The organism is Pseudomonas lurida (assembly GCF_002563895.1).
In the GTDB taxonomy this organism is placed as follows: domain Bacteria; phylum Pseudomonadota; class Gammaproteobacteria; order Pseudomonadales; family Pseudomonadaceae; genus Aquipseudomonas; species Aquipseudomonas lurida.
The window spans coordinates 4,453,412-4,469,804 of the sequence record NZ_PDJB01000001.1 but is presented as its reverse complement, the minus strand read 5'-3'; the positions used below and the strand labels follow the sequence as shown (position 1 = coordinate 4,469,804).

Sequence of the window (16,393 nt, the reverse complement as noted above, 5' to 3'; positions counted from 1 at the left end):
GGGTGGCCGGCACGGCCTAAATTGCGGGCCAAGACGTCCGTGGAAGTAGAGGAGAGAGGCATGGATGAGCACAAAGCCCTTCGGGTCATGCGCACCATGGTCGATGGCGGCCAATTGACCGACCCCGACAGTGCTCGCGGCAAACTGCTGCAAACCGCCGCCCATCTGTTTCGCAACAAGGGCTTCGAGCGCACCACGGTGCGCGACCTGGCCAGCGCCGTGGGCATCCAGTCCGGTAGCATCTTTCATCACTTCAAGAGCAAGGACGAGATCCTGCGCGCGGTGATGGAGGAAACCATCCACTACAACACGGCGATGATGCGCGCTTCGCTGGAAGAAGCCACTGATGTGCGCGAACGTGTGCTGGCGCTGATCCGCTGCGAATTGCAGTCGATCATGGGTGGCAGCGGCGAGGCCATGGCGGTGCTGGTGTACGAGTGGCGCTCGCTATCGGACGAAGGCCAGGCCCAGGTGTTGGCCTTGCGCGATGTGTACGAGGCGATCTGGCTGCAGGTACTGGGCGAGGCCAAGGACGCTGGCTATATTCGTGGTGATGTATTTATTACCCGGCGTTTCCTCACGGGGGCCTTGTCCTGGACCACCACCTGGTTTCGCGCCGAGGGCAGCCTGACGCTCGAGCAGTTGGCCGAAGAAGCCCTGCTGATGGTTCTGAAAGCCGATTGAGGTGCAAGCTATTAATTTGCCGACGGAAAGTTGTCTCGCCAGACAAAAACGCCTAGCTTATCGCCATTAGCGTTTTTGAACGGTGTGTGCCTTGATGTTTTCGCCATGGCGGCTGGCTGCAGGACTTACCTTTTGGGCACTGGGCACCGCAGGGTGGATGCCAGCGTCGGCTGCGCAATTGGTGCGCATCGGCGCGGCGCATTTCCCACCCTACACCGTGCGCCCCGAGCAGGGCGCCGATACCGGTTTGCTGCCACAACTGGTCGAAGCCCTGAACGCCTCGCAAACCGATTACCAGTTTGTACTGGTGCCCACCTCTATACCGCGGCGTTTTCGCGATTTCGAGCAGGGCCGGATCGATATGGCCATCTTCGAAAACCCCGACTGGGGCTGGCAGAAGATTGCCCATACCAGCGTCGACATGGGACTGGAAGACGCAGAAATATTTGTCGCCCAGCGTGAGCCTGGTCGCGACCAAGGCTATTTCGCCGACCTCAAAGGCAAACGCCTGGCGGTATTCAGCGGTTATCACTACGCCTTCGCCAACTTCAACCCCGACCCCAAGTCCATGGCCGAGCACTTCAACGCCACGTTGACCTACTCCCATGACAGCAACCTGCTGATGGTCGCGCGCGGGCGTGCCGACATCGCCTTGGTGACCCGTTCGTACTTGAGTGATTTCATGGTGCGCAACGCGGAAATGGCGGGGCAGTTCCTGGTGTCCGAGCGCATCGACCAGGTCTATCACCATTACGCGTTGCTGCGCCCGAAGGCGCCGATCACAGGCGAAGCGTTTTCCGCCTTGCTCAAGCGCCTGCGCGATGACGGCGAGATGCTGAAGATTTTCGAGCCGTATCGCATCGATGTAATGCCCACGCCCTGATAGGCACACCACAGGTTAAAGAACTGGGGAGCGCGCTTGTGTGGGCGCTGGCTTGCCTGCGATAGCATCACCTCGGCGCCACTGGAAAACCAAGGTTCCTTTCATCGCGGGCAAGCCACGCTTCGACACACGCCAGCCCCCACCTTTCATCTGCTGAGTCTCAAACCCTGCGTGCAAACGTATCGCTATGGCTGCCCGACACCTTGCGGCAGTGCACCAGCGCGTCACGGATCATGAAGTTCACCAGGGTCGGCGATACGCCCAGTTCCTTGGCGATGTCCTTTTGCGGGACGCCGTGCAGGCGATACATCTCGAACGCGTAACGCGTGCGCTGCGGCAGCTCGGTCAGGGCGTCGGCGATGTTTTCCAGGGTGTTGAAATTGATGTGCGAGGTTTCCGGTGAAGCGCCGTGAATAACCACATTCAAGCCTTCCTCTTCCGTCCCGGAGTATTTGAGCTCCAGGGCCTGCTTGCGGTAGTGATCGATCGCCAGGTTGCGCACGATCTGGAACAGATAACTCAATTGAGCCTTGAACGATGACGTGATTGTCGGCGCCGATTGCAGCCGGAAGTAGGCGTCCTGCACTACGTCTTCGGCTCGGGAGCGGCAGCCGGTAATGCGGGCCGCGATCTTCACCAGAATCAGCCGATTATCGACGAATGCCTGGAGAAGCGGTGAGTCGCACCTGCCTGTGGATACTTGTTCCGTCATGGAAATCACCTTGTCGCAAAAGAGGTTAGGGGAGGGCGTCCTTGCTGAGGCCTCCTACACATCGGGCAACAAATTATGCTTAATGATAATGATTGTCAAATGAGAAGGCGAACTAATCTTATGCTTTCTTGTGAGGTGTGAACCACGTCTCGCTCGTACCCACCGACTAATTATTTGCCGATGCCGTCCGTTCTTCTGGGTGACAGGTCCGTTAGTAAAACGACCAAGGATCAGCACCCGCAGGAGGACGAAATGGGTTTTTATCGTGCACACAGCGTGTTTCAGTTTGGCGTCGTCGCTCGATGAGTGCGCCGACTCGACTGCGCCTGTTCTGCCTGCCCTATTCGGGCGCCAGCGCCATGGTCTATGCACGTTGGCGCCGTGCCCTGCCTGAGTGGTTGCAGGTGTGCCCGCTGGAATTGCCCGGCCGTGGCATGCGCATGGACGAGCCGTTGCAGCGCGATATCAAGGCCTTGGCTGCGCAGCTCGCGGACGAAGTCAGCCGCGACTTGGACGGTCCCTATGCGCTGTTCGGCCATAGCCTCGGCGGCCTGCTCGCCTTTGAACTGGCGCATGCCTTGAGTGCTCGCGGCGGGCCCGCGCCGCTGGCGCTGTTTGCCTCCGGCACGGCCGGGCCGGCGCGTCGTGATGTCAGCGAATACGCCATCGAGAAGACCGACGCGCAATTGATCGCCCGCCTGCGCGAACTGCAGGGCACCACCGAAGAAGCCCTGGCCAACCCCGAGTTGATGCAGTTGATGCTGCCGATCCTGCGCGCTGATTTCCTGCTGTGCGGCAGCTTCACCTACGGCGAGCGTGCACCGCTGGAGATGCCGATCCACGTGTTCGGCGGCAAACAGGACAGCGTGCGCGCCGACCAGTTGCTCGACTGGCAACTCGATGCCGCCAGCGGCTTTTCCCTGGACATGTTCGACGGTCACCACTTCTTCCTCATGCAGCACGAAAGCGCCGTACTGCGCTGCGTGCGGCGCTACGCCGACGAACACCTGGCCCGCTGGCGCAATGGCGCGGCGCGGCAACTGGTCACTGGCTAAACGCTCCCCACTTCCCGAATTTCCCGTAAGCCGATTTCAGGCAGGAACCCCATGATGGACGCCTTCGAACTTCCCCGCACCCTGGTCCAGTCCCTTCAGCGTCGCGCCGCGCAGACCCCGGACCAGGTCGCCCTGCGCTTCCTCGCCGAGTCCGCCGAGCACAGCGTCGTACTCAGTTACCGCGACCTGGACCAGCGCGCCCGCACCATTGCCGCTGCCCTGCAAGCCAATGCGGAACTGGGCGACCGTGCGGTGCTGTTGTTCCCCAGTGGCCCGGATTACGTCGCGGCGTTCTTTGGTTGCCTGTACGCCGGGGTCATTGCGGTGCCGGCCTATCCGCCGGAGTCCACCCGTCGCCATCACCAGGAGCGCCTGCTGTCGATCATCAGCGATGCTGAGCCGCGGCTGTTGCTGACCATCGCCAGCCTCGCCGGCGGCTTGTCGCAGATCGAAAACGCGCCGCCGGTATTGAGCGTCGACGGCCTGGAGAACGCGGGTAACTGGGTTGCCCCCGACCTGCACCCCGACGACATCGCCTTCCTGCAATACACCTCCGGTTCCACCGCGCTGCCCAAGGGCGTACAAGTCAGTCACGGCAACCTGGTGGCCAACGAAGTGCTGATCCGTCGCGGCTTTGGCATCGACCTCAACCCGGACGACGTGATCGTCAGCTGGCTGCCGCTGTACCACGACATGGGCCTGATCGGCGGCCTGCTGCAACCGATCTTCAGTGGCGTGCCCTGTGTGCTGATGTCGCCAGCCTACTTCCTCGGCCGGCCGTTGCGCTGGCTCGAAGCGATCAGCGAATACGGTGGCACCATCAGCGGTGGCCCGGATTTCGCCTATCGCCTGTGCAGCGAGCGGGTCAGCGAGTCGGCCCTGGAACGCCTGGACCTGAGCAAGTGGCGCGTGGCCTATTCCGGTTCCGAACCTATCCGCCTCGACACCCTGGAACGCTTCGCCGAGAAGTTCGCCGCGTGCGGTTTTACCCCGAACAATTTCTTCGCTTCCTACGGCCTGGCGGAGGCGACCTTGTTTGTCGCCGGCGGTACCCGTGGCCATGGCATCCCCGCGTTGCGCGTCGACGAGCAGGCGCTGGCCGCCAATCGCGCCGAGCCGGGGCAGGGCAGTGCAATCATGAGTTGCGGCACCAGCCAGCCCGAGCATGCGGTGCTGATCGCCGACCCGGACACCCTCACTGAGCTGGCCGACAACAGCGTCGGCGAACTCTGGGCCAGTGGTCCGAGCATCGCCCACGGCTACTGGCGCAACCCCGAAGCCACCGCCAAAACCTTCGTGCAACAGGCCGGCCGTACCTGGCTGCGCACCGGCGACCTGGGTTTTATCCGTGACGGCGAGGTGTACATCACCGGTCGCCTCAAAGACTTGCTGATCGTGCGCGGTCACAACCTGTATCCCCAGGACATCGAGCAAACCATCGAACGCGAAGTGGAGGTGGTGCGCAAAGGCCGGGTCGCCGCATTTGCGGTAAATGACCAAGGCCTGGAAGGCATCGGCATTGCCGCCGAAATCAGCCGCAGCGTGCAGAAAATCCTGCCGCCCGAAGCGCTGATCAAGGCGATCCGCCAAGCCGTTGCCGAGGCCTACCAAGAGGCGCCAAGCGTGGTGGTGTTGCTCAATCCCGGTGCATTGCCCAAGACTTCCAGCGGTAAGGTGCAACGTGCCGCGTGTGCGCTTCGCCATGCGGATGGCAGCCTCGACAGCTATGCGCAGTTCCCCGATCTGCAGGCAAAGGCGAGCGATGGTGGGCTGCAGTCCGAGCTGCAACAGCAGATCGCCGCGATCTGGTGCGAGCAACTGCAGGTGGCAACAGTGGCCGCCGACGATCACTTCTTCCTGCTCGGCGGTAACTCCATCACCGCTACCCAGGTCGTGGCGCGCCTGCGTGAAACCCTCGGCCTGGAACTGAACCTGCGCCTGCTGTTCGAGGCGCCGACCCTGCAAGGCTTTGCAGCGAATGTCGCGCAGTTGCAACAGGACGGCGGCGTGGCCCAAGGCGCGATCCACAGCCTGTCACGCCAGGACGAACTGCCCCAGTCCCTGGCGCAGAACCGCCTGTGGATCACCTGGCAACTGGACCCGCACAGCAGCGCCTACACCATCCCCGGTGCCCTGCGCCTGCGCGGCGAGCTGGATGAAGACGCCGTGCGCGCAAGCTTCCAGCAACTGATCCAGCGCCACGAAGCCCTGCGCACCCGCTTCTATGAAAGAGACGGCCAGGCCTTCCAGCGTATCGATGCCAAGACCGATTTTGAGCTGCAAGTCATCGACCTCAGTGACGTGCCCGCTGGCGAGCGCGAAGCCCGTGCGCAGCAGATCCGCGAGGATGAAGCCCGCACCCAGTTCGACCTGGAAAAGGGCCCGCTGCTGTGGGTGACCCTGGTGCGCCTGGATGATGATGACCACCAGTTGCTGGTGACACTGCATCACATTATCGCCGATGGCTGGTCGCTCAACATTCTCATCGACGAGTTCTCACGCCTCTACGCCGCCGCTGCCCAGGGCCAAGCCCTGGAGCTGCCGCCGCTGGCCCTGCAATACGCCGACTACGGCACGTGGCAACGCCAATGGCTGGCCGAGGGTGAAAGCCAGCGGCAACTGGCGTACTGGAAAGCGCAGTTGGGTGAAGACCCTCCCACCCTGGGCCTGGCCACCGACCACCCGCGCTCGGCACACCACCGGCACACGGCCTCGCGTCACACCGTGCGCCTCGGCGTAAGCCTCAGCGAAGCGATTCGCCAGACCGCCCAGGCCAATGAATCGACCCCCTTCATGCTGTTGCTGGCGGCGTTCCAGAGCCTGCTCTACCGCTACAGCGGTCAGCGCGATATTCGCATCGGCGTACCCAGCGCCAACCGTCCACGCCAGGAAACCCAAGGCCTGGTCGGCTTCTTCATCAACACCCTGGTGCTGCGGGCCGAGCTGGACGGGCGCCTGCCGTTCAACCAGTTGCTGGCCGCGACACGCCAGGCTGCACTGGGCGCCCAGGCGCATCAGGACCTGCCCTTCGAACAACTGCTGGAAGCTTTTCCGCAAGCCCGTGAACAGGGGCTTTTCCAGGTCATGTTCAACCACCAGCAACGTGATCTGAGCGCGTTGCGCCGCCTGCCAGGCCTGCTCGCCGATGAGTTGCCATGGCACAGCCGCGAAGCCAAGTTCGACCTGCAACTGCACACCGAAGAGGACCGCAATGGGCGCGTGAGCCTGTCGTTCGACTACGCCGACGAACTGTTCGATACCGCGACCATCGAGCGCCTGGCCGAGCACTACATCACCCTGTTGCAGGCGGTGTGTGAACAACCGCAGCAAGCCCTCGGCGACCTCAAGCTGATGCACCAGGATGAGCAGCAGCCGTGGAGCGAAGCCCCGTGTGCGCCGGCCCGGCAGTGGCTGCCCGACCTGCTCAACCAGCAGACCTCGGACAACACTGCGCTGGTCTGGGACGGCGGCAGCCTGACGTACGCCCAACTGCACACCCAGGCCAACCGCCTGGCCCACTACCTGCGCGATAAAGGCGTCGGCCCAGATGTGTGCGTGGCCATCGCCGCCGAGCGTTCGCCGCAACTGCTGATCGGCCTGCTGGCGATCATCAAGGCCGGTGGCGCGTATGTGCCGCTCGACCCGGATTACCCCGCCGAGCGCCTGGCCTACATGCTCAAGGACAGTGGTGTGCACCTGTTGCTGACCCAGACCGCGTTGCTGGAACAGGTGCCGAGCGCCGAAGGCGTGTGCGTGATAGCGATGGACAGCCTGCACCTCGACAGTTGGCCCACCCAGCCGCCTGGCCTGCACCTGCACGGCGATAACCTTGCCTACGTGATCTACACCTCCGGTTCCACCGGCCAGCCCAAGGGCGTGGGTAATACGCATGCGGCATTGGCCGAGCGCTTGCAGTGGATGCAGGCCACCTACCAACTCAACGGCACCGACGTGCTGCTGCAAAAGGCGCCGATCAGTTTCGACGTGTCGGTGTGGGAATGCTTCTGGCCCCTGATCACCGGTTGCCGCCTGGTACTGGCTGGCCCCGGTGAGCACCGCGACCCGCATCGCATCGCGCAGCTGGTACAAGAACACGGCGTGACCACGCTGCACTTTGTGCCGCCGCTGTTGCAGCTGTTTATCGATGAGCCATTGGCGGCCGAATGCACCAGCCTGCGCCGCGTGTTCTCCGGCGGCGAAGCCTTGCCCGCCGAACTGCGCAACCGCGTGTTGGCGCAGTTGCCGACGGCGCAATTGCACAACCGTTATGGCCCGACCGAAACCGCGATCAACGTGACCCACTGGCACTGCCGCGTGGAAGACGGCGAGCGCTCGCCGATTGGCCGCCCCTTGGGCAATGTGATCTGCCGCGTGCTGGACGAACAGCTCAACCCCGTGCCCGTCGGCGTGCCGGGCGAACTGTGCATCGGTGGTATCGGCCTGGCCCGGGGTTACCTCGGCCGCGCCGGGTTGACGGCTGAGCGTTTTGTCGCCGACCACCAGGGGGCGCGCCTGTATCGCACCGGTGACCGCGCTCGGTGGAACGCCGACGGTGTGATCGAGTACCTCGGGCGCCTCGACCAGCAGGTCAAGCTGCGTGGCTTTCGCGTCGAGCCGGAAGAAATCGAAGCACGCATGCTCGCCCTGGAAGGCATCGCCCAGGCCGTGGTGCGGGTGCGTGATGCACAGCTGATCGGCTATTACACCGCCCATTCCGAGCTGGACGAACAGCAGGTCAAGACCGCCCTGGCAGCCGAGCTGCCGGAATACATGGTGCCTGCGCTGTTGATGCGCCTGGACGCCATGCCCCTGAGCCCCAGCGGCAAGCTGGACCGCCGTGCGCTGCCGGAGCCGGTGTGGCACGTGCGCGAACATGTCGAGCCCGAAACCCCGCTGCAACAGCAGGTCGCGGCGATCTGGCGCGAAGTCCTTGGTTTGCCAAGCATCGGCCTGCGCGATGACTTTTTCGCCCTCGGCGGCCACTCGTTGCTGGCTACGCAAATCATCTCCCGTACCCGCCAGGCCTGCGATGTCGAGCTGCCGTTGCGCACCCTGTTCGAAGCCAGCGAGTTGGGCGCGTTCGTCGAGCAGGTCGGACTGATCCAGGCATCGGGCCAACGCAACCAACAAACCGCCATCGCCAAGGTCGATCGCAGCCAGCCGGTGCCCTTGTCCTATTCCCAGCAGCGCATGTGGTTCCTGTGGCAGATGGAGCCGGACAGCCCGGCCTACAACGTCGGCGGCATGGCGCGCCTGCGGGGTGTGCTGGATGTGGGGCGCTTCGAGGCGGCGTTGCAGGCCTTGGTCATGCGTCACGAAACCCTGCGCACCACCTTCCCGAGTGTCGACGGCGTGGCTTGCCAGAAGGTTTCGCCGCAGACCGGGCTGCGCATGGACTGGCAGGACTTCTCCGCGCTGGACGAAACCGAACGCCAGCAACGCTTGCAACAACTGGCTGATCACGAGGCCCATACACCGTTCAACCTGGAGACCGGGCCGTTGCTGCGTGCCTGCCTGGTCAAGGCCGCCGAGCGCGAACACTACCTGGTGTTGACCCTGCACCACATCGTCACCGAAGGCTGGGCCATGGACATCTTTGCCCGTGAACTCAGCGCGTTGTACGAGGCCTTTATCGACGAGCGCCTGTCGCCGTTGGCACCGTTGCCGGTGCAATACCTCGACTACAGCGTGTGGCAGCGCCAATGGCTGGAGGCCGGCGAACGCCAGCGTCAACTGGACTACTGGACCGCGCAACTGGGCAGCGACCACCCCTTGCTGGAACTGCCCGGCGACCGTCCACGCCCGCCGGTGCAAAGCCACCGTGGCGAGCTCTACCGCTTCGACCTGAGTGACGATCTGGCGGCGCGCGTGCGTGCCTTTAATGCCGAGCGTGGCCTGACCCTGTTCATGACCATGACCGCGACCCTGGCCGTATTGCTCTACCGCTACAGCGGCCAGACCGACCTGCGCATTGGCGCGCCCGTGGCCAACCGCATCCGTCCGGAAAGCGAAGGGCTGATCGGCGCCTTCCTCAACACCCAGGTACTGCGTTGCCAGCTCAATGGGCAGATGAGCGTCGCTGAGTTGTTCGAGCAGGTGCGCCACACCGTGATCGAAGGCCAGTCCCATCAGGACCTGCCGTTCGACCACCTGGTGGAGGCCCTGCAGCCGCCGCGCAGTGCGGCGTACAACCCGCTGTTCCAAGTGATGTGCAACGTGCAGCGCTGGGAATTCCAGCAGAGCCGCCAACTGGCCGGCATGACCGTCGAGTACCTGGCCAATGATGCGCGTGCGACCAAATTCGACCTCAACCTGGAAGTCACCGACCTCGATCATCGCCTGGGTTGCTGCCTGACCTACAGCACCGACCTGTTCGACGAGCCGCGCATTGCGCGCATGGCCGGACACTGGCGCAACCTGCTGGAAGCCTTGATCGCTTCCCCCGAGCAGCGCCTCAGCGAATTGCCGTTACTGACCGCCACCGAGCAGCGTGCGTTGCAGGACAGCCTGGGCATCGAGGCGGGCGAGCATCGCCTTGATCAATGCATTCATGCCATGTTCAGCCAGCAAGCGACAGCCCGTGGCGATGCGCCCGCGCTGACCTTCGCGGGTGAAACGCTGAGCTACCGCGAGCTGGATGCCCGCGCCAACCGCCTGGCCTGGATGCTGCGCGAGCGCGGCGTCGGCCCGCAGGTGCGAGTGGGCCTGGCGCTGCCGCGCTCGCTGGAAATGGTGGTTGGCCTGCTGGCGATTCTCAAGGCCGGGGGCGCCTATGTGCCGCTCGACCCGGAATACCCGTTGGACCGCCTGCACTACATGATCGAAGACAGCGGCATCGGCCTGTTGCTCAGCGATGCGGCGATGTTCGAAGCCCTCGGCGAGTTGCCCGCGAGCGTGGCGTGCTGGTGCCTCGAAGATGACTCGCCTGTGCTCGCCAACTACCCGTCCGGCGAGCTGCCGTTTATCAGCCTGGCGCAACATCAGGCGTACTTGATCTACACCTCCGGTTCTACCGGCAAGCCCAAAGGCGTGGTGGTGTCCCACGGTGAAATCGCCATGCATTGCGCGGCGGTGATCGAGCGGTTTGGCATGCGCCCAGACGACTGCGAGCTGCACTTCTATTCGATCAACTTCGACGCCGCCACCGAGCGTTTGCTGGTGCCGCTGCTCAGTGGCGCGCAGGTGGTGCTGCGTGCCCAGGGCCAGTGGGACGCAGAAGAAATCTGCGCGCTGATCCGGACCCATCGCATCAATATTCTGGGCTTCACGCCGAGCTACGGCAGCCAGTTGGCGCAATGGCTGGCGACCCGGCAGCAGACCTTGCCGGTGCGCATGTGCATCACCGGTGGTGAAGCGCTCACCGGCGAACACCTGCAGCGCATCCGCGCCGCGTTCCAGCCGCAGGTGTTTTTCAACGCCTATGGCCCAACGGAAACGGTGGTGATGCCGCTGGCCAGCCTCGCGCCCGAGCAGTTGGAAGAGGGTGCTGCGAGCGTGCCGATCGGCAGCATAATCGGTGACCGCGTGGCCTATATTCTCGATGCCGACCTGGCGTTGGTGCCGCAGGGGGCGACCGGCGAGTTGTACGTCGGTGGCGCCGGCCTGGCCCAGGGGTATCACCAGCGCCCGGGGATGACCGCCGAGCGTTTTGTCGCCGACCCATTTTCGCGCAATGGCGCACGCCTGTACCGTACCGGCGACCTGGTGCGCCAACGCGCCGATGGCCTGGTTGAGTACCTGGGGCGTATCGACCATCAGGTGAAGATTCGCGGTTTCCGCATTGAACTGGGCGAGATCGAAACCCGCCTGCTGGAGCACGAAGCCGTGCGCGAAGCGGTGGTGCTGGCGCTGGATTCGCCGAGTGGCAAACAGCTGGTGGCGTACCTGGTCAGTGATGCCGAGCACGGCGCAGTACGCGATGCGCTCAAGGCGCACCTCAAGGCGCAACTGCCGGACTACATGGTGCCCGCGCACTTCATCGTGCTCGACAGCATGCCGCTGACGGCCAACGGCAAACTTGACCGTCGTGCCTTGCCGCAGCCGGATCCGCAAGCCAACCGCCAACAGTACGTCGCCCCGCGCAATGAGCTTGAAAGCACGTTGGCCGCCATCTGGTGCGCCGTGTTGAACGTGCAGCAGGTGGGCCTGGACGATAACTTCTTTGAACTGGGCGGCGACTCGATCCTGTCGATCCAAGTGGTCAGCCGTGCGCGGCAGGCCGGGATTCATTTCAGCCCGCGCGACCTGTTCCAGCACCAGACCGTGCAAACCCTGGCGGCGGTCGCCACGCGCGCCGAGCAGGTCACGGCCGAGCAGGGCGTACTGACCGGCCGTTCTGGCCTCACGCCGATCCAGCACTGGTTCTTCGATACCGAGATTCCACAGCGCCAGCACTGGAACCAGGCGCTGGTCCTCAAGCCGCTACAACTGCTGGACCCCCATCGCCTGGAGCGAGCGTTGCTGGCAGTGCTGGAGCATCACGATGCCCTGCGCCTGAGCTTCTCCCAGCGCGACGCGCACTGGTATGCCGAACACCTGGCTGTGCCGCAGGGCGGCGTGCTGATGCAGGCGCAAGTGCGCGATATGGCGCAGTGCACCGCGCTGTTCACCGACACCCAGCGCAGCCTTGACCTGGAACACGGCCCGCTGCTGCGCGCCTTGTTGGTGGACGGTCCCGAGGGGCAGCAGCGCCTGTTGATCGCGATCCATCACCTGGTGGTGGACGGCGTGTCGTGGCGCGTATTGCTTGAAGATCTCCAAGCCGTTTATCGCCAACTGAGCGACGGCCAGTCCGTCAGCCTGCCGGCCAAGACCAGCGCCCTGCGTGATTGGGCCGCGCGTTTGCAGGCCTACGCCGGCAGCGAATCGTTACGTGAAGAATTGAGCCTCTGGCAGGCCCAGTTGGTGGGCCCTGATGTGGCTTTGCCGGTGGCCCGCCCGCAAGGTTCGCTGCGCAACCGCGATGCCGATACCGTCAGCGTGCGCCTGGATGCCGAGCAGACTCGCCAGTTGTTGCAACAGGCCCCGAGCGCCTACCGCACCCAGGTCAACGACTTGCTGTTGACCGCCTTGGCCCGTGTGGTGTGCCGCTGGAGCGGCCACGCTTCGGCGCTGATCCAGCTGGAAGGTCATGGCCGCGAAGTCCTGTTCGATGACATCGACCTGACCCGCAGCATCGGCTGGTTCACCAGTGCTTATCCGCTGCGCCTCACCCCGCAAGCGGCCCTGGGCGACTCGATCAAGGCGATCAAGGAACAACTGCGCGGCGTGCCGCATAAAGGCTTGGGATATGGCGTGCTGCGCTACCTGGCCGACAGCCCGTGCAAACAGAGCATGGCCGCACTGCCGAGCGCGCAGATCACTTTCAACTACCTGGGCCAGTTCGACCAGAGCTTCGGCGCCGATGCGCTGTTCCATCCGCTGGACGAGTCTGCAGGCCTGGCCCATGACCCGGATGCGCCGCTGCCCAACGAGTTGAGCGTCGACAGCCAGGTGTATGGCGGCGAGCTGGTGCTGCGCTGGACCTTCAGCCGCGAGCGCTTCGATCAGCCGACCGTGCGCGAATTGGCCGAGGCGTATCTGGCCGAACTGCAAAGCTTGACCCAGCACTGCCTTCAGGACGATGCCGGTGGCCTTACACCGTCCGACTTCCCGCTGGCCCAGTTGTCCCAGTCGCAACTCGACAGCTTGCCAGTACCGGCCAGTGCCATCGAAGACGTCTACCCGCTGACCCCGATGCAGGAAGGCCTGTTGCTGCACACGCTGCTGGAGCCGGGCACGGGTCTCTATTACATGCAAGACCGCTACCGCATCGACAGCGCCCTCGACCCCGTGCGTTTCGCCCAGGCCTGGCAGGCGGTGATTGCCCGTCACGAGGCCTTGCGCGCCTCGTTCTGCTGGAACGTCGGCGAAGACATGCTGCAAGTGATCCACAAGCCGGGCAGCACGCCGATCGAATACCTGGACTGGAGCCAGGAACCGGAAGGCGAACACGAACCGCGTCTGCAAGCGCTGCTCAAGCAAGAGCGTGAAGCCGGTTTCGATCTGCTCAACCAGGCACCGTTCCACCTGCGCCTGATCCGCGTCGGCGCGGAGCGCTACTGGTTCATGATGAGCAACCACCACATCCTCATCGATGCCTGGTGCCGTTCGTTGCTGATGAATGACTTCTTCGAGATCTACATGGCCCTGGGCGAAGGCCGCGAGGCGCAATTGGCCATGCCGCCGCGTTATCGCGACTACATTGCCTGGCTGCAACGCCAGAACCTCAACGAGGCACGCCAGTGGTGGCAACACAACCTGCAAGGGTTCGAGCGCACCACGCCGATCCCGAGCGACCGGCCGTTCCTGCGTGAACACGCGGGCCACAGCGGCGGCATGGTGGTGGGCGATTGCTATACCCGCCTCGACGCCCGTGACGGTGCACAACTGCGCGAGTTGGCCCAGGCCCATCAACTGACCGTCAACACTTTCGCCCAGGCGGCATGGGCCTTGGTGCTGCGACGCTTGAGCGGCGACCGTGACGTGTTGTTCGGCGTCACCGTGGCCGGGCGCCCGGTGGAAATGCCGGAGATGCAACGTACGGTGGGCCTGTTCATCAACAGCATTGCGCTGCGGGTGAAATTGCCCGAGGACGACCAGCGTTGCAGCGTGCGCCAGTGGTTGAGCGGCCTGCTCGACAGCAACATGCAACTGCGCGAGTACGAATACCTGCCGCTGGTGACCCTTCAGGAACACAGCGAACTGCCCAAGGGCCAGCCGCTGTTCGACAGCCTTTTTGTGTTCGAAAACGCCCCGGTGGAGGTCTCGGTGCTGGACCGCGCACACAGCCTGAATGCCACTTCGGACTCCGGCCGCACCCACACCAACTTCCCGCTGACTGCCGTGTGCTACCCGGGCGATGACCTCGGTTTGCACCTGTCATACGACCAGCGCTACTTCGACGAGACCACCGTGCAAGGCATGCTCGGCGAGTTCAAGCGCCTGCTGCTGGCGCTGGTGCAGGGCTTCCACGGCGACATGGCCGACCTGCCGCTGATTGGCGAGCAGGAGCGCGAGTTCCTGGTACAGGGATGTAACCAGAGCGAGCATGACTACCCGCTGGAGCGCAGCTATGTCGAACTGTTCGAAGCCCAGGTGGCCGCGCATCCGCAACGCATCGCCGCCAGCTGTCTCGATCAGCAATGGACCTATGACGAACTGAACCGCCGCAGTAACGGCCTGGGCCACGCCCTGATTGCCGCAGGCGTCGGCCTGGACCAACCGGTGGCATTGCTGGCTGAACGTGGCCTTGACCTGTTGGGCATGATCATCGGCAGCTTCAAGGCCGGTGCCGGCTACCTGCCGCTCGATCCGGGCCTGCCGAGCCAGCGTTTGCGCAGCATCATCGACTTGAGCCGCACACCGTTGCTGGTGTGCACCGAAGCTTGCCGCGAGCAGGCTATCGAGCTGCTGGAAGGCTTCGACTGCCAGTTGCTGGTGTGGGAGGAAGTGCCTGCTCGCGGGGAGAACCCCGGCATCTACAGTGGCCCGGACAACCTCGCCTACGTGATCTATACCTCGGGCTCCACCGGCCTGCCCAAGGGTGTAATGGTGGAACAGCGCGGCATGCTCAATAACCAGTTGAGCAAGGTGCCGTACCTGGCCTTGGACGAAGCGGATGTGATTGCGCAAACCGCTTCGCAGAGCTTCGATATTTCCGTGTGGCAATTCCTCGCCGCGCCGCTGTTCGGCGCGCGGGTGGACATCGTACCGAACACCCTCGCGCATGATCCTCAAGGCCTGTTGGAGCATGTACAGGCCCAGGGCATTACCGTGCTGGAAAGCGTGCCATCGCTGATCCAGGGCATGTTGGCCCAGGACCGTATTGGCCTGGACGGCCTGCGCTGGATGCTGCCGACCGGTGAGGCGATGCCGCCGGAGTTGGCGCACCAATGGCTGCTGCGCTACCCGCAGATTGGTCTGGTGAACGCGTACGGTCCTGCGGAATGCTCGGACGATGTGGCGTTCTACCGCGTCGACCTGGCGTCGACCCGTGGTACGTACTTGCCGATTGGCACACCGACCGACAATAACCGCTTGTACCTGCTCGATGGTGCGCTGGAGCTGGTGCCGCAAGGCGCCGTTGGCGAGCTGTGTGTCGCTGGTACGGGCGTCGGTCGCGGTTACGTCAGCGACCCATTGCGCACTGCGCCGGTGTTTGTGCCGAATCCGTTCGGCGCACCGGGCGAGCGTCTCTACCGCACCGGTGACCTCGCGCGCCGCCGCAGCGACGGCGTGCTGGAGTACGTCGGTCGCATTGACCACCAGGTGAAGATTCGTGGCTACCGGATCGAGCTGGGTGAAATCGAAGCGCGCCTGCACGAACAACCGGAAGTACGCGATGCCGCGGTGGGCGTGCAGGAGGGCGTCAACGGCAAGCATCTGGTCGGCTATCTGGTGGCAGCTGATGGAACGCTCAACCCAGGCGAGCGCCTGGACCGCATCAAGCAACGCCTGCGCGCTGAGTTGCCGGAATACATGGTGCCGTTGCACTGGCTATGGCTCGACCGGCTGCCGCTCAACGCCAACGGCAAACTCGACCGCAAGGCCTTGCCGGCCCTGGAGATCGGCCAGTTGCACAGCCAGGATTACCTGGCGCCGCGCAACGAGCTGGAAACCACCCTGGCCGTCATCTGGGCCGAGGTGCTGAAAGTCGACAGGGTGGGAGTGCAGGACAACTTCTTCGAACTGGGTGGGCACTCGTTGCTGGCCACGCAGATTGCCTCGCGGGTGCAGAAAACCCTGCAACGTGACGTGCCGCTGCGAGCGATGTTCGAGTGCAGTACGGTCGCGGAGTTGGCTGAGTATATCGAGGGGCTGGCGGCGAATGAGATCAGTGCCGAGAAGGTGGATCGCTTGAGTGATTTGATGGCAGAGCTGGAGGGGCTGTAGGACTCGACATGTTTGCCGGCTGTCAGCGCCGATTCGCGAGCGAGCCCGCTCCCACACTCGACCACGTTCATCCTGAAGGAAGGTGATCGAGTATGGGCGTGGGCTTGCTCGCGAAGGCGTCAGTCC

General features: G+C 63.9%; 5 protein-coding genes. 4 read left to right on the top strand and 1 reads right to left on the bottom strand.

Features of this window, described 5'->3' with window-relative positions; translation table 11 throughout:
- Nucleotides 1-60: 60 nt before the first annotated feature.
- The gene (locus tag ATH90_RS20150) at nt 61-684 is read left to right on the top strand and encodes a TetR/AcrR family transcriptional regulator (RefSeq protein WP_034107881.1); all 624 of its coding nucleotides are present in this window, start codon (nt 61-63) and stop codon (nt 682-684) included.
- Nucleotides 685-778: 94 nt separating this feature from the next.
- On the top strand, nt 779-1,567 hold the full coding sequence (locus ATH90_RS20145; protein WP_052211135.1) for a substrate-binding periplasmic protein: 789 nt from the start codon (nt 779-781) through the stop codon (nt 1,565-1,567).
- A gap of 160 nt (nt 1,568-1,727) precedes the next feature.
- On the opposite strand, the gene ATH90_RS20140 is transcribed toward ATH90_RS20145, so the two are convergent.
- Nucleotides 1,728-2,279 (bottom strand): RNA polymerase factor sigma-70, encoded by a 552-nt coding sequence (locus tag ATH90_RS20140; protein ID WP_005789991.1) that lies wholly within the window; start codon nt 2,277-2,279, stop codon nt 1,728-1,730.
- 302 nt (nt 2,280-2,581) lie between these two features.
- Between ATH90_RS20140 and ATH90_RS20135 the strand changes: the two genes are divergently transcribed.
- Together ATH90_RS20135 and ATH90_RS20130 are read left to right on the top strand one after the other, a co-directional pair.
- On the top strand, nt 2,582-3,334 hold the full coding sequence (locus ATH90_RS20135) for a thioesterase II family protein (protein WP_098467156.1): 753 nt from the start codon (nt 2,582-2,584) through the stop codon (nt 3,332-3,334).
- Between the two features lie 51 nt (nt 3,335-3,385).
- Nucleotides 3,386-16,267: a non-ribosomal peptide synthetase gene (locus ATH90_RS20130; protein WP_098467155.1), complete on the top strand. Its 12,882-nt coding sequence runs from the start codon at nt 3,386-3,388 to the stop codon at nt 16,265-16,267.
- Nucleotides 16,268-16,393 lie beyond the last annotated feature (126 nt).

Coding starts and splice junctions, on each gene's coding strand:
- ATH90_RS20135 (WP_098467156.1), top strand. CDS start 2,582: ATGAGTGCGCCGACTCGACTGCGCCTGTTCTGCCTGCCCTATTCGGGC.
- ATH90_RS20150 (WP_034107881.1), top strand. CDS start 61: ATGGATGAGCACAAAGCCCTTCGGGTCATGCGCACCATGGTCGATGGC.
- ATH90_RS20145 (WP_052211135.1), top strand. CDS start 779: ATGTTTTCGCCATGGCGGCTGGCTGCAGGACTTACCTTTTGGGCACTG.
- ATH90_RS20130 (WP_098467155.1), top strand. CDS start 3,386: ATGATGGACGCCTTCGAACTTCCCCGCACCCTGGTCCAGTCCCTTCAG.
- ATH90_RS20140 (WP_005789991.1), bottom strand. CDS start 2,279: ATGACGGAACAAGTATCCACAGGCAGGTGCGACTCACCGCTTCTCCAG.